The organism is Pseudomonas sp. Pseusp16 (assembly GCF_047324915.1).
Taxonomy (GTDB): Bacteria; Pseudomonadota; Gammaproteobacteria; order Pseudomonadales; family Pseudomonadaceae; genus Aquipseudomonas; species Aquipseudomonas fluorescens_CD.
This window is the reverse complement of sequence record NZ_CP168522.1, coordinates 1677246-1693424: the sequence shown is the minus strand read 5'-3', so window position 1 is coordinate 1693424 and position 16179 is coordinate 1677246. Positions and strand designations below refer to the sequence as shown.

Genomic DNA, 16179 nt, shown 5'->3' with positions numbered 1-16179 from the left:
GAGCGCCAGATGTCTGCACACGGTGCCAGGCAACCCCTGCGTCTACCTTCCATCGACAGTTTGTTACGTCACCCGGCGTGCCTGCCGTTGGCCGAGCGCTATGGCCGCGACGTCCTGCTGACGGCCTTGCGGTGTTTGCTGGATGAGTTGCGGGAAAGGGTGCAGCACGGTTTGCTCGAACCTGTAGAGGTCAGCGCTGAGGTGCTGGCCGGCAGGGTCGGCGAACGATTGGCAATCGAGCATCGCAGCCATGTGCGCCGGGTATTCAACCTCACCGGCACGGTGCTGCACACCAACCTCGGGCGGGCATTGCTGCCCGAGGAAGCGATTGAAGCGGTGCAAATGGCTGCCCGCTATCCGCTCAACCTGGAGTTTGACCTGCGCAGTGGCAAGCGCGGTGACCGCGACGACCTGATCGAAGGTTTGATCCGCGAACTGACCGGCGCCGAAGCGGTGACCGTGGTCAACAACAATGCCGCAGCGGTCTTGCTGACCCTCAACAGCCTGGGCGCGCGCAAGGAAGGAATTATTTCCCGCGGTGAACTGATTGAAATCGGCGGTGCCTTCCGCATTCCCGACATCATGGCCCGTGCCGGGGTGAAGCTGGTTGAGGTCGGCACCACCAATCGCACCCATGCCCGCGACTACGAGGCCGCCATCGGCCCGCGCAGCGGATTGATCATGCGCGTGCACGCGAGCAACTACAGCATTCAAGGCTTCACCACGAGCGTGCCGACCGCCGAACTGGCGCAACTGGCCCACCGGCACGGTTTGCCGCTGCTCGAAGACCTCGGCAGCGGCAGCCTGCTGGACTTGACCCGCTGGGGGCTGCCGGCTGAGCCGACGGTGCGTCAGGCGTTGCTCGATGGCGCGGACATCGTCACCTTCAGTGGCGACAAACTGCTCGGCGGGCCGCAAGCCGGGCTGATTGTCGGCCGCCAGGAACTGATCGCCAGGATCAAGAAAAACCCGCTCAAGCGTGCGCTGCGGGTCGACAAAATGACCCTGGCTGCCCTGGAAGCGGTGTTGGGTTTGTACCGCAACCCGGACCGACTGGCCGAGCGCTTGCCCAGCCTGCGCCTGTTGACCCGGCCACAGGCCGATATCCTCGCCCAGGCCGAGCGACTGCGGCCGGCGCTGGCCCAGGTGGTGGGCGAGGACTGGAGCGTCAGCGCCATGCCGGCACTGGGCATGATCGGCAGCGGCAGCCAACCGGTGGCGCGGCTGGCCAGCGCGGCGCTGTGCCTGCGTCCGCTGACGTCCAAGCGCTTGCGCGGGCGGTCCCTGTTGACGCTGGAAGCAGCCTTTCGCGCATTGCCGATCGCGGTACTCGGGCGCATTGACGATGACGCCCTGTGGCTGGACCTGCGGCAACTGGACGACGAATCGGCATGGCTGGCACAGCTCGATCAATTGCAGGTGGAGGGACGGGCAGGGTGATTGTCGGCACCGCAGGGCACATCGACCACGGCAAGACGGCGCTGCTCCAGGCGCTGACCGGTCAGGCGGGCGACCGGCGCCGGGAAGAGCGTGAGCGCGGCATGACCATCGACCTCGGCTACCTGTATGCCGAGCTGGAACCGGGAGCGGGCTTGACCGGTTTCATCGACGTACCCGGGCATGAACGCTTCACCCACAACATGCTTGCCGGGGCACAGGGCATCGATCTGGTGTTGCTGGTAGTGGCCGCCGATGACGGGGTGATGCCGCAGACCCGCGAGCACCTGGCGATTGTCGAGTTGCTGGGCATCCCGCGTGCGCTGGTGGCGATCAATAAGTGCGACCGGGTCGACAGCGCCAGGGTGCAGGTCGTGCGCGATCAGGTCCGCACCTTGCTCGCGCCCGGGCCGTATGCCGAAGCGCCGCTGATTGCGCTGTCGAGCTCCACCTGCGAGGGCATCGAATCCTTGCGCAAGGCGTTGCTCGATGCCCAGCGTGAAGTGGTGCAACGAAGCACGGAAGGTGGTTTTCGCCTGGCGATCGATCGGGCGTTCAGCGTGGCCGGGGCCGGTATCGTGGTGACTGGTACGGCGCTGTCCGGCCAGGTCGTGGTGGGCGATACCTTGCTGCTGGGGCCACAAGGCAAACCGGTGCGCATTCGCGGCCTGCACGCGCAAAACCAGGCCGCCGACCACGCCGTTGCCGGCCAGCGCGTGGCATTGAACCTGAGTGCCGAACGGCTGGCCCTGGAGCATATCCATCGTGGCCACTGGTTGCTGGCCGCCGGCTCGTACGCACCGAGCCAACGCCTGGACATCGACATGCAGCTGCTCCCCGGCGAACCCCGGGCCTTCGAGCACTTTCAACCGGTGCACGTGCACCTCGGCACCCAGGACGTCACCGGTCGAGTCGCCTTGCTCGAAGGCGTCAGTCTGGCGCCCGGTGGGCGGATGTTCGCGCAACTGCTGCTCAATACAGCGGTGCAGGCGGTGAAAGGCGACCCGCTGATCCTGCGCGATCAGAGTGCCCAACGAACCCTGGGCGGCGGCCGGGTGCTGGATCCGTTTGCACCCGCCCGGCAACGTCGCAGCCCGGAACGATTGGCGCAACTGCAGGCGCTGGCGAACAGCACAAGGCTGGAAGATGTGTTGCCGGCATTGCTGGCCCACAGCGACAGCGGGCTCGATCCGCAGCGCCTGGAGCGGCAGTTCAACCGACCGCGCAGCAGTTGGACATTGCCCGCGGATGTGCGCTTGATCGACACCCGTCAAGGCGCGTTGCTGTTCAGTGCCAGTCGCTGGGAAGCCTTGAAGGCTGCAGTGCTCGAGCACCTCGAGCGTTTCCATCAGCTTGAAGCCGATCAGATGGGGCCGGACCGGGATCGCCTGCGCCGATTCACCGGTAGCGAAATGGAGCGTTCGACGTTTATCAGCCTGCTCGACGAATTGCTGGCCAGCGGCGACATCGCCAGCAGCGGCCCATGGTTGCATCTGCCAGGGCATCAGGTGCGTTTGAGCGAAGAGGACGAAGCCCTGTGGCTGCAATTGCAACCGTTGTTCGAACAGGCGGGCTTCGCCCCGCCGTGGGTTCGCGACCTGGGGCATGACGAAGCGGCCGTGCGCGGGTTGCTGCGCAAAATGGCGCGCCTGGGTTTGATGCACCAAGTGGTGCGGGACCTGTTTTACCCCGACAGCATGATTCGCCGATTGGCGGCTATGCTGTTGCAACTGGCGGACGCCAACCCGGTGATCCAGGTGGCGGCGTTTCGTGATGCGGTGGGCCTGGGGCGCAAGCGCAGCATTCAGATACTGGAGTACTTCGACCGTATCGGCCTGACCCGGCGTTTTGGCGATCGTCGGCAGGTTCGCCCGGACAGTGCGTTGGCCCAGCGCACAGAGCTCTGATCAAGGAAGGCAATCGCGCCCGGTGGCGCGGCCGGGCTTCAAACCCGGTTGGGGACGGCATCCGTTCCCGGGCAGGTTCGACTCCGGCTGCCTTCCGCCACTTTGCGCTCAGAACGGCCCGAAGTTCAGCGGGTACTGGATGACCACGTACACCCGGTCGATGTCATCGCCGGCCTGGGCCGCGTTCGCCCGGTGCGACACATGGGACAGTTGCAGCGACAAACCCTTGGCCGACCCGGACTGCACGACGTAGTGCAGGTCGATGTCGCGCTCCCAGTGTCGGCCCCCGGCACCTTGTTGCGGCACGAAGGTGCCGGCCGCCGGGTCGAACGGGTTGTACGCCCCGCCTTGTGGTGCATGCGTGCCGTCGATCTGGTCGCCGGTGACGTAACGGGTCATGAACTTCAGGCCGGGTATCCCGAAGGTGGCCAGGTCCAGGTCGTAACGAACCTGCCAGGAGCGTTCACGGGCGCCATTAAAGTCGGCGAACTTGATCGAGTTGGCCAGGTAGATGGAGTCGCCACCGACAAAATCGAACGGCGTATCACCGTCGATTTTCTGATAGGCCAGGGTGAACGCCTGGGCGCCCAGCGTGTACTGGCCGGACAGGCTGTACGCGGTGTTGTCGATGGCACCGGCCAGCGCCTGGCCAGTGTCCTTGGTGTGATAGAGGTTGGCGTCGATGAACACGTCGGACTGCTTGAAGTGCAGATTGCCGTAGTACTGGTGCCAGGTGTCGGTCAACTCCGAGGCGTACAGCGCGCCGCCGACCGGGCTTTGGGTAAACAGGTCGGCGCCGACAAACGAAATGCCACCAGCCTCGGTGTTGGCGCCATAACCGAAAAAGTCGCCCTTGCCTGAAGCGCTGTCCTGATTCTTGAACGCCGTGAAGTGGCCAGCTTGCAGGTTCATGCCGTCGATTTCGCGACTGTTGAGCAGAAAGCCAGTCGCGTATTCCGGTTGCAGGCGTTTGTCCGCAGTGTCGAATACCGGGGACTCGACCATCATTTCGCCAAACGCCAGGGTGGTTTTCGAGGCCTTGAGCTTGATCGCGCCGCCACCGCTGGAGTAGTCGCTTTCACTGCGGTCATCACTGCCCACGGGCAGCAAACCGGTGCCGGAATGGCCCTTGCCGCCATCGAGTTTCAATCCGAGAAAGGCATGGGCATCAAGGCCGACACCGATCGTGCCCGGTGTGAAGCCGGATTCAAAAGTGCCGATAAAACCCTGAGCCCACTCGGCTTTGTAGTTCTTGCCGGTCGGCGAGGGGGATCGATAATCGCTGTTCAGGTAAAAGTTTCGACTGAGCACGCCAAGCGTTGCGCCGTCCAGAAAGCCCTGCGCCGATTCATCCGCCACCGCGGTCCCGACCGTGCCGGCGAGCAGCACCGATAACCAAAGCTGTAATCGGGCCCTGAGGTCTTGCGAGTCATACTTCATCAATCGTTCACCACAGGCACAGCGACGGTGGGGGGATTCACTGTAGGAGCGAGCTCGCTCGCGATGGTCTCAAGTGAGCCGCGTTAAGGCAGTAAACACGCGTTATCGTTAACGACCATCGTCGGAACGCCGCCCGGAGCAAGCTCGCTCCTACAGGAGGAGTGAGGACGCCATGGTTACGTAGATCGGGCAGGGAATATTGAATCGGTGTGCTGTGTTTGACTCATAGCGCATGCGCACGGCCCGTTTACGTAAACGAGCCGTGCGGTGGAGGTCGTTGTTCGGGGGAAAAGCGCGTAAACCGAATCAGCCCTCAAAGATGGTCCGCATCGATCACAGCCTTGGCGAACGCCTGCGGAGCTTCCTGCGGCAGGTTGTGGCCGATGCCGCCGTTGATCAGCCGGAACTCGTATTTGCCGGTGAAACGCTTGGCATAGTCTTCGGGCGCAGGGTGCGGTGCGCCATTGGCATCGCCTTCCAGGGTAATGGTCGGCACGCTGATGGACGGCGCCGTGGCCAGTTTCTGCTCCAGCGCTTCGTATCGGCTTTCGCCCTCGACCAGGCCCAGGCGCCAGCGGTAGTTGAACACGGTGATGTCGACATGGTCCGGGTTGTCCAGTGCCTTGGCGCTGCGGTCAAAAGTGGCGTCATCGAACGCCCATTTCGGCGAAGCCAGTTGCCAGATCAGCTTGGCGAAGTCGTGGGTGTTTCTCTCGTAACCGGCCTGGCCGCGTTCAGTGGCGAAGTAGAACTGATACCACCACTGCAATTCCGCCTTGGGTGGCAGCGGGTTCTTGCCGGCTGCCTGGTTGCCGATCAGATAACCGCTGACCGAGACCAGTGCCTTGACCCGTTCCGGCCACAGCGCCGAGACAATGTCGGCCGAGCGCGCACCCCAGTCATAGCCACCGAGCACCGCTTGCTTGATCTTCAGCGCGTCCATGAAGTCGATGACATCACTGGCCAGCGCAGCCGGCTGGCCGTTGCGCTCGGTTTTTTCCGACAGGAAACGTGTATCGCCATAGCCGCGCGCATAGGGCATCAGCACCCGATAGCCCTTGGCGGCCAGCAACGGCGCGACCTCGGCATAACTGTGAATGTCGTACGGCCAGCCGTGCAGCAGGATCACCACCGGCCCGTTGGCCGGGCCGGTTTCGGCGTACGCCACGTCCAGCAGCCCGGCGTTGACATGCTTGAGCGGGCCGAAGGGCGAGGGCGCGGCCTGTGTGGCAGGGGTCGCCGCTGGCTGCGCGGCGGCGGCCGTTTGCGCATGGGCCACGCCGAGCACGCCGAACAGCGCAAGCGCGAGGATAGAAGGGCCGACCAGGTGGCGGCGAGTCTTGCCGGGTTTGCTGTTGTGCAGCGCCATCTTCATGGGATATCTCCATTACCAGCCATGGGTCAGGGGGCCTGTCTGAGCCCCTTCAAACATTGCTTGCATTAAAGCGCGGTAACGTATCCGGCCTGTGTCGAATCGACGGCCGGATGAAAGTCTGTGTATCGGGCAGTCCTGCTGACACACTGTGATACACAGGGATTTAGTCTATGCCTCTTGGTAGCCCGATCGAAACACATAAGCCGCTTTTGTCCGTCTCATTCGAGAATCCCAGATGCAGACGAGCCCCGGTGCGCTCAGCGATGGCCCTGACGATGGACAAGCCCAGCCCTGAGCCTGACTCTTCAGTGCCCACGCTGCGATAGAACGGGTCGAACACGCGCATTTGTTCATCGGCGGTGATACCCGGTCCGGAATCCTTGACCTGAAGGATCACGGTTTCCTGCGCCAGCTCCACCGACAGGTCGACGCGTCCGCCGCAAGGGGTGTAGCGGATCGCGTTGTCCACCAGATTTTTCACCAGGATCAGCAGGTCCATTTCGTTGATGACGAGCTGCACGTCCTGGGTACTTTCAACACCGATATCGATGTTCTTGCGCTCCGCCAGGGGCAGCAGGTCCTCCAGCACCCGTCGATAGACCTCATGCACTGAAACCGTGGTCTGCGGCCGCTCCGCGTTCGATTGCGCGGCGGCCAGGGCCAGCAACTGATCGATCAGCTTTCTGCTGCGCTCTATGCCGCGCGACAGCGGCAGCAGGCGCTCGACGGCTTGCGTCGGCATGGGTGTGGCCTGTAGTCGCTCGGCTTGCAAGGACAGGGCGGTCATGGGCGAGCGCAGTTCGTGGGCGGCGTCGGCGATGAAGCGGCGCTGGTTTTCCATGGACTGCGCAACCCGCGCCAGCAGGCGATTGATGGCCACGACGAAAGGGCGGATCTCGGTTGGCAAATGGTGTTCGTCGACCGGGTGCAGGGCCTGTTTGTCGCGTCGGTCTATGTCATCGGAGAGGGTGGCGATGGGGCGAAACAGCTTGTGCACCAGATCGCTCACCACCAGCAACAGCACCGGAAACAGAATGAGAAACGGCAGCAGGCTGCGCAAGGCACTCTCGCGCGCCTCCTTGTCGCGAACCCCCGTCTCCTGGGCCACGACGATGCGCTCGCCACGGGTGGTGGTCCTGACCAATGCGCGAAAGTCTTCGCCAGCGATATTCAAGGTCGACAGGCCATTGGCCAGCGTCGTGGGGAAGGGCAGCGGCAGGACGTTGTCGTCAGTGGTGCCGACGGCTTTACCGCTGTCGGTCAGGTATTGCACGATGACCCTGGATTCCTCGTCGTCACCGGCAATTTTTCCGGCAGTGGGGTAGTGCAGGGTCATCTGCTGCCGATCGAACAGGACGGCCACCTGACGCAAGGTTTCGTCCTGCATTTCGTGGGCCTCGTCGAGGGCCGAGACGAACGCAAACATCCCGGCCAGCACCGCCACGAGCAGGATGGCCAGCGACAGCGCGACCGACAGCCGTACCTGGACCGAGTCGCTCAGGCGCTTTTTGAAACCATCCATCCCATACCCCTGACATTCTTGATGACCTGGTTGCCCAGCTTGCGTCGCAGCGAATGAATCAGAAACTCCACGGCGTTGCTTTCCACTTCGTTGCCCCAGCCGTAGAGGCGGTCTTCGAGTTCGCTGCGCGAGAGGATCGCCCCCGGGCGGATCAGCAGGGCCTGCAGCAGGGCGAATTCGCGGCTGGACAGTTGGACGTTGGGGGTTTGCGCCGTACTCGCCTGTTTCGACACCAGGTCCAGTGCCACCACACCGTTGTCCAGCAATGACTGGGCGCTACCGCCTTTGCGCCGCAGCACCGCGCGCATGCGGGCAAGCAGCTCGGCCATGTCGAAGGGTTTGAGCAAGTAGTCGTCGGCGCCACCGTCGAGGCCGCGCAGGCGATCGTCGAGGCTGTCCCGTGCGGTGATGATCAGCAGAGGTACCGGGTTGTTGCGGCCGCGAATGCTGTCGAGCACATCGAGCCCGTCCTTGCCTGGCAACCCGAGGTCGAGCAGCACCAGGTCGTAGGGCTGGGTCTCCAGCGCCGAAAGCGCGGTAAGGCCGTTTTTCACCCAGTCGGTCGCGTAGCTCGCATCACTCAGTGCGCCGTGGATGGCGTCCCCGATCATCGGGTCATCTTCGACCAGCAATATGCGCATGTCCCGCTCCGAAAAAAAGGCGCGGCGGTCTTGACCGTCGCGCCTGTATTGAAGCACCTGTACCGGCGTTTGTCCGCCTGGTTATTGCGCGCCCTTCATCGAGTCGAAGGCCTTCATCAGCTCGTCCATGCGGGCCTTGCTGTCGCTCTGTTGCGGACTGCTGGCGCGCAAGGCGTCGAGCGCGCGGTCAATGGCCTTGTCCACAACATGCCAGTCGCTGGCAGCGCGAGGCTTGATCCCGGCTTCGGCCGAGTCCCAGGCGCTTTCCAGGTCCTTGATGCGGGCTTTCGCACCCGGCAGGTCGTTTTTATCGACGAGCGCGACAACGTCGGCGGCGATGCTGCGGAACTCGGACAGGTCACCCAATTTTGAACCGGACTGGGTTTGTGCACTCATCGCACCGGATGTGGCGCCCGCAGCAGGTTTGTCGGCGGGTTTCGAGCAACCGGCGGCGATGCTGAGCAAAAAGATCGACGAGACAATGGCGACGTGGCGAATGATGTTTTGAAAAGAGCGCATGACGATTCCTTGATGAGCTATTAAGTGTTACTGAGTGACGGGTTTGCGGTTGCCGATGCTGACCTGTGCGACCGCAACCAGCAGGACGATGACGCACAGGAAGATCGCGCTGGTCCAGGTGGCGCCCATGCCAAGGCCACCGTAGGTCCTGGATTGGGTCAGCAAGTCGCCGAGAGAGGCACCGAACGGACGGGTCAGGATGTAGGCGATCCAGAAGGTCAGCACCATGTTGGCGCCCAGGCGCCAGGCCACCAGGGTTGCGGCGATCAGCGCGGCGAAAATCACGGCACCGAGAGTGAAACCCAGGCCGAGCGCTTCGGTCGCGAGGTCACCGGCCGCCGTACCGAGGGCAAAGGTGCAGAGCACGGTCGTCCAGTAGAACCATTCCCGTCGTGGTGTGACGATCTCGCGGATCGACAGGTTGTGTTCCACCCGGTACCAGACGAAAAAATTGAGCGCGAGCAGAACAGAAAACACGGCCGTGCTGGTGTACAGGCTGACGTCGAGAACGTCGGTCAGGATGTCGGTGAGTTGCGTCCCGACGATGCTCACCAGCACCACGCTCAGCCAGTAGATCCAGGGCGAACAGGCGGTCTTGCGCATCTGCAGGAACAGGGCGATGGCCAGCAAAGTCGCCATGCCAACGCTGGTCCAGCCCAGGCCGAGGCCGGCATCGACTGCGAGAAAGTCCGCGCCGGTTTCACCCACCGTCGTGGACAGGATCTTGATCACCCAGAATGACAGGGTCACCTCGGGTACTTTGTTGAGCCATCCGGCTGTATCGGGTTTCATGGGCGGGTTGCCTCTCCTGTGCAGCGCCGAACTTGCGCAAGGGAGACGATACGCAGCGAAACTTAGCTGAGACTGAGGGGCAGGGAAGTCGACCGGTTTTCCGATACGGCTTCGAGGTCCAGGTTGACTTCAGGTCGACAAAACATGTTTTTGCCGGGACAGGGTGCCTGGGCAGGATAAAAGCCAACTCGACTAAAGCACTATTTAGTCGAATTATGTCGATAAATGCTGCGAATATGACACTAAAATCAAGAATAGGAGGTGATCTGAAAATGACTCAAGACACCCTGGAAATTGGAGAAATGGTCAAGGCCCTGGGTCTTGAGCCCCATATCGAAGGTGGATTCTTTCGCAGAACCTACCAATCGGACGACCAGAACACGATTGTGACTCCGGGTGGCCAGCGCCATTGCATGACGTCGATTTTCTATCTGTTGACCCAGGATTCTCCGATTGGCCATTTCCATCTCAACCAGTCAGACATCGTTCATTACTATCATCTGGGCGATCCGATTCAGTACACGCTGATTTTTCCGGACGGTACATTGCAAACCATTGTGATGGGTCACGATGTTCTCGCCGGACAACGCTTGCAGCTGCACGTGCCGGGCGGGATCTGGAAAGCTTCACAGCTGATGCACGGCGCTGCGGGGTTCGGCTTGATCAGTGAAGCGGTTTCGCCAGGATTTGATTTCGCGGACATGGAAATGGGTGATAGGCAAAAGCTTGGTCAACAGTTTCCCGGGTATCGGGTGCTGATCGAAAAGCTGACGCGAGGATGAGGTGGTTGCGTGCTTCAAGATCTGTGTGAGTCAGGGTCAATCCGGGGATATCGCATGGGATAGCGCTGAAGGGTGCACGTGTCAGTAAGACGCGTGCACGGGATTTCCCTTATGGTTCTAACATGACGTCCGGGCGACCAGCGTCATATTCGTCGAAGATCAGCGCCATGGGCCGGCAGTGCCCTGGGCAGGACGCCTTCCTGGAATTCACAAGTTCGGTATGTGCTGCGGGCAAGATGAGGGCTTAGTTAACCATCACCTCGTCCAGTGCCTGCTCGAGGGTGGTGACCGTGCGCTCGATATTGTGCAGTTTTTCGAGCCCGAACAGACCGATGCGGAAGGTCTGGAAGTCGGCCGGCTCGTCGCATTGCAACGGTACTCCAGCGGCGATCTGCAGGCCGTGGTTGGCAAATTTCTTACCGCTCTTGATGTCGGCATCATCGGTGTAGCTCACCACTACGCCAGGGGCCTGAAAGCCGGCTGCGGCCACGCTTTTGATGCCTTTGCCGGTCAACATCGCGCGTACCCGATCGCCTAGAGCCTGTTGTTCGTCGCGGACCTTGTCGAAACCGTAGGCTTGCGTCTCTTTCATCACTTCGTTGAATCGCGCGAGGGAATCGCTGGGCATGGTCGCATGGTAGGCATGTCCGCCCTGTTCGTAGGCCTGCATGATCTGAAGCCACTTTTTCAGGTCGCAGGCGAAGCTGCTGCTTTGCGTCTGTTCGATGCGCTCGAGGGCCAAGGAACTGAGCATCACCAGCGCGCAGCAAGGGGAGGCGCTCCAGCCTTTCTGTGGTGCGCTGATCAGCAGGTCGACTGCGCATTTCTGCATATCAACCCAAAGCGTGCCTGAGGCGATGCAGTCCAGCACGAACAGGCCACCCACCGCATGCACGGCGTCGCCGACGGCCCGCAGGTACTCGTCGGGCAGGATAATCCCTGATGAGGTTTCAACGTGGGGGGCGAAGACAATCTGCGGCTTCTGCGCCGCAATGGCTGCCAGCACTTCGTCCAGAGGGGGTGGGGCGTAGGCAGCCTGGCGACCAGTGTCGACCGGTCGGGCTTTCAGCACCGTGGTGGCCGCCGGGATGTTGCCCATCTCAAGGATCTGGCTCCAGCGATAACTGAACCAGCCGTTGCGTATCACCAGGCATTGCTGGTCGGTGGCAAGCTGTCGCGCCACCGCTTCCATGCCGAATGTGCCGCTGCCCGGGACCACCGCAACAGCCTGGGCGCTGTAGACCAGTTTCAGGGTCCTGGAAATGTTCTTCATCACGCCTTGAAATGACTGCGACATGTGGTTGAGCGAGCGGTCGGTGTAGACCACTGAGTACTCGACCAGCCCCTCGGGATCGATACTGGGATATAGCTTTGACATGGGGTGACTCCTTTGGCAGAGATCTCAGTGGGATCGACCCTGCCCTAAGCCTTGGCAAATGACAAGATTGCTCGGGATTGATTTGCTACTTCTGTCGAGCGGCCGGCATCATCAGGTCGATTACTGGACGTAGCAATGCTCGCAGGTGGCTGCTGAGTTGTGGGAGGGTGGGCCTTAAAGGTTCCTACCTCCTTACGTTCGGTCGATAACGACCAGTTACGAAGGGCAGCAGCCGGCCCCAAGCGGACATCTGAATATCTGGCCGCTTGCGTAAGGGATAAGGCAGTAAGATGTGTGCTTCATTGCCGATAAGGAAATCGCCATGTCACCGAACAAGGCTTGCCCGGTCATCCTCTCCAGTATTCCTGGCACACACATCCTTCTGTTCCGCCATCCAATAGCAGGCGTACAACTGGTCAAAGGGACAATCGAGACAGGTGAAACTCCAGCTCAGACCGCTCTGCGTGAATTAAGCGAAGAATCAGGCATAGAAGCCGCCTCGGTTGTCAGCGATTTGGGCTGCTGGGACGCCGCGCATCTCGACCAGATATGGTCATTTCAACTGTGTTACACGCAGGCACTTTGGCCGGAGCAATGGAATCATCACACGCTCGATGACCATGGTCACACCTTCAGCTTTTTTTGGGCTCCGCTCGATGATTTGCCGTTTGCCGACTGTCATCCGGTCTTCCGTCGAGCATTACGGTGCCTGACTGCCACACTGACAGCGCAAGGTTATGTATTGGCTCATGATCAAAGCACAAACATATCATCCGAAGCTCCGACTTGATGTTCGCAAGCGGCTTTCGACCGGTTGAATCCACAGCCGAAAGCGGCCCTGAGATGAACGTCCGCTTTTGGCAGCTGCCTGTCGCGACGGATAACAATCGTCCAGGGATGCTATTTCCGGGCGACAACGTTCAACACGTAGCAAACAAATTTCGACCGATTCGAAACATCAGATGGCTGCTCCCGCTGAGCCATACCACACGGCCAATCAGCCTGATCTACAAGGCATGTACGCCTCGATAAGGTCGTTGATGGACAAGCTTCGCAGACCCTGCGGCAAGAACTGCCGAGGCGGCATTCAGCTGCTTGAATCTGTTACCGCCCTCCGTTCGTCAGCCAGGTTCGGACACCCTTCTTGACAGAAAAATGCATCAGGAGAATACTCGCCTCAAGATTCATATATATGACTAGATAACAAGGTGAATAAAGTCGATGAGCTCCTTATCCAGTGATGTCCGGCTACCGCTTTATCAGCGCCTGCGAGATCAGTTGGCTGAACAGATTGCCAACAATCGCTGGCGTCCGGGAGAGGCCATTCCCACCGAGGCTGCACTTTCAGCTGAGTACCAACTGTCCACTGGCACCGTACGCAAAGCGGTCGACGCGCTGGTCAGTGAGGGCGTTCTGGAGCGTCAGCAAGGTCGAGGCACCTTCGTTCGCCGGCCGCAGTTTCAATCGTCACTGTTCCGATTTTTCCGCTTCCAGACTGCCGCGGGCGAGCGCCAGGTGCCGGAAAGTCGCATCTTGTCGATTGAGCCGGTGGCCGCACCCTCAGCGGTGGCCCAAACGTTAGGCCTGCCAATCGACGCACCGGTTATTCGCATTGTTCGCGTACGTCTTCTCGATGTTCAGCCGGTACTTGCCGAAGAAATCTGGCTGCCTCGCAGCCGGTTTCAGCCGCTGCTGGAGATCGACCTGAGTCGAAAAGGGCCGCTGTTGTATCCGATTTACGAAGAGGTCTGCGGTCAGGTCGTCGCTTCTGCCGAAGAAACGCTCACCGCCGAGTCTGTAAACGACGTGCATGCGCGATTGCTGCAAGTACCGGTCAACAGTCCCGTGGTGGTGATCGAGCGTCTGGCGCGTGACTACGCCGGGACGCCTCTGGAATGGCGTCGCTCCCGTGGGCATGCCGAGCACTTCCGTTACAGCGTGGATATTCGCTAGCGCCTTGCCTCAATAGCGGATCGCTCATCGGCGCCTGATCTGCGCCGGCTTCATCGTCTTGCTTGCCATGCCTGGTCTCATAGCGGCGCGGTTCGCTTTCGGCTGCCTCACGTTTCACTTATAAGGATAAGAAATCATGTTCAGCTGGTATCGCCAAGTCACTCCTCGGGAGCGCAAAACGTTTTGGGCCTGCTTCGGCGGATGGTCGCTGGATGCTCTGGAAGTACAAATGTTCGGCCTGGCCATTCCGGCGTTGATCGCTGCGTTCGCACTGACCAAGGGCGATGCCGGGCTGATCAGCGGCGTCACGCTGGTCACTTCGGCCATCGGCGGATGGGTAGGGGGGACGTTGTCCGACCGCTACGGCCGGGTGCGTACGTTGCAGTGGATGATTCTGTGGTTCTCCTTCTTCACCTTTCTGTCCGCCTTCGTCACCGGGTTCCATCAGTTGCTGATGGTCAAGGCACTGCAAGGCTTCGGCATTGGCGGTGAGTGGGCTGCCGGCGCGGTATTGATGGCCGAAACCATCAACCCGAAATACCGCGGCAAAGTGATGGGCACCGTGCAAAGTGCCTGGGCCGTCGGTTGGGGCCTGGCGGTCGGGGTATTTGCACTGATTTATACGTTCGTACCGCAAGACATGGCCTGGCGTGTGATGTTTATCGTAGGCCTGCTGCCGTCATTCCTGATCCTCTGGGTACGCCGCAATGTCGAGGAGCCCGACAGCTTCCAGCGCTTGCAGAAAGAACACGCCATTCCGCAGAGTTTCTTCAAATCCCTGGCCGGTATTTTCCGTCCTGAACTGCTCCGCGTTACGCTGTTCGGCGGGTTGTTGGGTCTGGGCGCACACGGCGGATACCACGCGGTGATGACGTGGCTGCCGACATTCCTCAAGACCGAACGCAACCTGTCGGTGCTGAACTCCGGTGGCTACCTGGCCGTGATCATCTTTGCCTTCTGGTGTGGCTGCGTTGTTAGCGGATTCTTGATCGACCGTATTGGCCGCCGCAAAAACATCGTGCTGTTCGCCCTGTGCTGTGTGGTTACCGTGCAGTGCTACGTGTTCCTGCCCCTGACCAATACCCAAATGCTGTTCCTCGGTTTTCCACTTGGCTTCTTCGCGGCGGGCATTCCGGCCAGCCTCGGTGCACTGTTCAATGAGCTGTACCCGGCGGATGTGCGCGGCGCTGGCGTGGGTTTTTGCTACAACTTCGGCCGAGTGCTCTCTGCGGTGTTCCCGTTTCTGGTCGGCCATATGAGTGACTCCATGTCGCTGGGCTCGGCCATTGGTATTGACGCCGGGATCGCCTATGGCGTGGCGGTAGTCGCGGCCCTCTGCCTGCCGGAAACCCGTGGTCGCAGTCTCGAAGCTACAGCCTCATCCGTCCCGGTTAACGGCGAGAGCGCCCGAGCGTGATGATCCTTACTTGCGATAGATGAAACCCATGTCTGATACCTGTTCAACATCGATCACTGGCATCGATTCCCATGCGCATGTCTTTAGTCGGGGACTAAGCCTGGCCGTTACACGGCGCTACGCCCCTGACTACGATGCCCCGCTTGCCGAGTATCTGAACCACCTGGCTGCCCATGGTTTGAGTCATGGCGTATTGGTGCAGCCGAGCTTTCTCGGTACCGACAACAGCTATCTGCTGGCGGCGTTGAGGCAAGCGCCGGAGCAGTTGCGAGGCGTGGTCGTGCTGGAGCCAGGCGTTAGTCGCGCCACGTTGGATGAGATGGATCACCTGGGCGTGGTCGGCGTTCGCTTGAACCTGATGGGCAAGGCGTTACCTGATTTTCGTAACAGTGCCTGGAGAGAGTTTTTCAGCCACATCGCTGATCTTGACTGGCATGTCGAATTGCATCGGGAGGTAAAGGATCTGCCGGGACTGATCCATCAATTGATGCCGTTCGGCTTGAAGTTGGTGATTGATCATTTCGGCCGGCCGGATGCCCGTTCGGGGGTCGATCAGCCCGGGTTTTGCGAGTTACTGGAATTGGGCTCGAAAGGGTCGATCTGGATGAAGGTATCGGGAATCTATCGCTTGGGAGGTACGCCGCAACAGAACATCAATTTCGCTCGAATGGCATTACCGCTGTTGGAACAAAGTTTCGGCCTTCGCCAGCTTGTATGGGGCAGCGACTGGCCGCACACGCAGCATGAGCAAAGCATCGGCTTCGGCACAGTAATCGATCAGCTGCAAGCCCTGGAGTGTTCGACGCAGCTTAGTTATTCGTTGCTGGTGCAAGCACCTCGAAGGCTATTCGGTTTTGCAAAAGGCGAAAGCTGAAACTTACGCCTGCATTAGCAGATAACCATTCATCTCACCCATTTATAACGAAAACATACAGAAAGTTTGAAGTGTGACGTTGCAGTCGAACCTCTCGTGCCGCATCGAGAAGTTCTGCACAGGGTCAGCCTATTCCAATTAC

The 16179-nt window shown here is 60.6% G+C and carries 14 protein-coding genes and 1 tRNA gene; 8 read left to right on the top strand and 7 right to left on the bottom strand.

The genetic code is table 11. From position 1 onward, the window contains the following. The first annotated feature begins 9 nt into the window (after nucleotides 1-9). From selA to ACEN8Q_RS07445, 3 genes are all read left to right on the top strand, one after another. On the top strand, nucleotides 10-1440 hold the full coding sequence (gene selA, locus ACEN8Q_RS07455) for an L-seryl-tRNA(Sec) selenium transferase (protein WP_413704870.1): 1431 nt from the start codon (nucleotides 10-12) through the stop codon (nucleotides 1438-1440). Continuing rightward, complete coding sequence (selB, locus tag ACEN8Q_RS07450; protein ID WP_413428856.1) at nucleotides 1437-3344, top strand: selenocysteine-specific translation elongation factor; 1908 nt, start codon at nucleotides 1437-1439, stop codon at nucleotides 3342-3344. Before selA ends, selB begins: the two co-directional genes overlap by 4 nt. A 4-nt stretch (nucleotides 3345-3348) precedes the next feature. Next, nucleotides 3349-3444 (top strand) — tRNA-Sec (locus ACEN8Q_RS07445). 8 nt (nucleotides 3445-3452) lie between these two features. Here the strand turns inward: ACEN8Q_RS07445 and ACEN8Q_RS07440 are convergent. The 6 genes from ACEN8Q_RS07440 to ACEN8Q_RS07415 all read right to left on the bottom strand — a co-directional run bounded on the left by ACEN8Q_RS07440 (nucleotide 3453) and on the right by ACEN8Q_RS07415 (nucleotide 9633). Then, the gene (locus ACEN8Q_RS07440; protein WP_413704869.1) at nucleotides 3453-4784 is read right to left on the bottom strand and encodes an OprD family porin; all 1332 of its coding nucleotides are present in this window, start codon (nucleotides 4782-4784) and stop codon (nucleotides 3453-3455) included. A gap of 313 nt (nucleotides 4785-5097) precedes the next feature. Further along, nucleotides 5098-6159: an alpha/beta fold hydrolase gene (locus ACEN8Q_RS07435; protein WP_413704868.1), complete on the bottom strand. Its 1062-nt coding sequence runs from the start codon at nucleotides 6157-6159 to the stop codon at nucleotides 5098-5100. A 163-nt stretch (nucleotides 6160-6322) separates the two neighbouring features. Continuing rightward, nucleotides 6323-7681, bottom strand: a complete 1359-nt coding sequence (locus ACEN8Q_RS07430) for an ATP-binding protein (protein ID WP_413704867.1) — start codon at nucleotides 7679-7681, stop codon at nucleotides 6323-6325. Next, nucleotides 7657-8322 carry a response regulator transcription factor gene (locus tag ACEN8Q_RS07425; RefSeq protein WP_413424452.1) on the bottom strand — a complete coding sequence of 222 codons (666 nt, stop codon included), beginning with the start codon at nucleotides 8320-8322 and terminating at the stop codon, nucleotides 7657-7659. Before ACEN8Q_RS07425 ends, ACEN8Q_RS07430 begins: the two co-directional genes overlap by 25 nt. Nucleotides 8323-8403: 81 nt before the next feature. After that, a complete protein-coding gene (locus ACEN8Q_RS07420; protein ID WP_413424450.1) occupies nucleotides 8404-8841 on the bottom strand; it encodes a hypothetical protein in 438 nt (145 codons plus the stop codon). A gap of 27 nt (nucleotides 8842-8868) precedes the next feature. Then, nucleotides 8869-9633, bottom strand: a complete 765-nt coding sequence (locus ACEN8Q_RS07415) for a hypothetical protein (protein WP_413424448.1) — start codon at nucleotides 9631-9633, stop codon at nucleotides 8869-8871. 272 nt (nucleotides 9634-9905) lie between these two features. Here ACEN8Q_RS07415 and ACEN8Q_RS07410 point away from each other — a divergent pair, with 272 nt between their 5' ends. Continuing rightward, entirely contained in the window at nucleotides 9906-10415 is a 510-nt protein-coding gene (locus ACEN8Q_RS07410; RefSeq protein WP_413704866.1) for a cupin domain-containing protein, read from the top strand. A 244-nt stretch (nucleotides 10416-10659) separates the two neighbouring features. Here ACEN8Q_RS07410 and ACEN8Q_RS07405 read toward each other — a convergent pair whose 3' ends face one another. Continuing rightward, nucleotides 10660-11793, bottom strand: coding sequence for an aminotransferase class V-fold PLP-dependent enzyme (locus ACEN8Q_RS07405; protein WP_413704865.1), 1134 nt, complete (start codon nucleotides 11791-11793; stop codon nucleotides 10660-10662). 322 nt (nucleotides 11794-12115) lie between these two features. Between ACEN8Q_RS07405 and ACEN8Q_RS07400 the strand changes: the two genes are divergently transcribed. From ACEN8Q_RS07400 to ACEN8Q_RS07385, 4 genes are all read left to right on the top strand, one after another. Continuing rightward, nucleotides 12116-12583, top strand: a complete 468-nt coding sequence (locus tag ACEN8Q_RS07400) for an NUDIX hydrolase (RefSeq protein WP_413704864.1) — start codon at nucleotides 12116-12118, stop codon at nucleotides 12581-12583. A gap of 431 nt (nucleotides 12584-13014) precedes the next feature. Continuing rightward, nucleotides 13015-13746, top strand: a complete 732-nt coding sequence (locus ACEN8Q_RS07395) for a GntR family transcriptional regulator (RefSeq protein ID WP_413424440.1) — start codon at nucleotides 13015-13017, stop codon at nucleotides 13744-13746. A gap of 136 nt (nucleotides 13747-13882) precedes the next feature. Beyond that, nucleotides 13883-15163: an MFS transporter gene (locus tag ACEN8Q_RS07390; protein ID WP_413424438.1), complete on the top strand. Its 1281-nt coding sequence runs from the start codon at nucleotides 13883-13885 to the stop codon at nucleotides 15161-15163. Between the two features lie 28 nt (nucleotides 15164-15191). Further along, complete coding sequence (locus ACEN8Q_RS07385) at nucleotides 15192-16037, top strand: amidohydrolase family protein (protein ID WP_413424436.1); 846 nt, start codon at nucleotides 15192-15194, stop codon at nucleotides 16035-16037. Nucleotides 16038-16179: the final 142 nt, after the last annotated feature.

Coding starts and splice junctions, on each gene's coding strand:
- ACEN8Q_RS07440 (WP_413704869.1), bottom strand. CDS start 4,784: ATGAAGTATGACTCGCAAGACCTCAGGGCCCGATTACAGCTTTGGTTA.
- ACEN8Q_RS07425 (WP_413424452.1), bottom strand. CDS start 8,322: ATGCGCATATTGCTGGTCGAAGATGACCCGATGATCGGGGACGCCATC.
- ACEN8Q_RS07390 (WP_413424438.1), top strand. CDS start 13,883: ATGTTCAGCTGGTATCGCCAAGTCACTCCTCGGGAGCGCAAAACGTTT.
- selA (WP_413704870.1), top strand. CDS start 10: ATGTCTGCACACGGTGCCAGGCAACCCCTGCGTCTACCTTCCATCGAC.
- ACEN8Q_RS07405 (WP_413704865.1), bottom strand. CDS start 11,793: ATGTCAAAGCTATATCCCAGTATCGATCCCGAGGGGCTGGTCGAGTAC.
- ACEN8Q_RS07420 (WP_413424450.1), bottom strand. CDS start 8,841: ATGCGCTCTTTTCAAAACATCATTCGCCACGTCGCCATTGTCTCGTCG.
- ACEN8Q_RS07410 (WP_413704866.1), top strand. CDS start 9,906: ATGACTCAAGACACCCTGGAAATTGGAGAAATGGTCAAGGCCCTGGGT.
- ACEN8Q_RS07430 (WP_413704867.1), bottom strand. CDS start 7,681: ATGGATGGTTTCAAAAAGCGCCTGAGCGACTCGGTCCAGGTACGGCTG.
- ACEN8Q_RS07400 (WP_413704864.1), top strand. CDS start 12,116: ATGTCACCGAACAAGGCTTGCCCGGTCATCCTCTCCAGTATTCCTGGC.
- ACEN8Q_RS07435 (WP_413704868.1), bottom strand. CDS start 6,159: ATGAAGATGGCGCTGCACAACAGCAAACCCGGCAAGACTCGCCGCCAC.
- ACEN8Q_RS07385 (WP_413424436.1), top strand. CDS start 15,192: ATGTCTGATACCTGTTCAACATCGATCACTGGCATCGATTCCCATGCG.
- ACEN8Q_RS07415 (WP_413424448.1), bottom strand. CDS start 9,633: ATGAAACCCGATACAGCCGGATGGCTCAACAAAGTACCCGAGGTGACC.
- ACEN8Q_RS07395 (WP_413424440.1), top strand. CDS start 13,015: ATGAGCTCCTTATCCAGTGATGTCCGGCTACCGCTTTATCAGCGCCTG.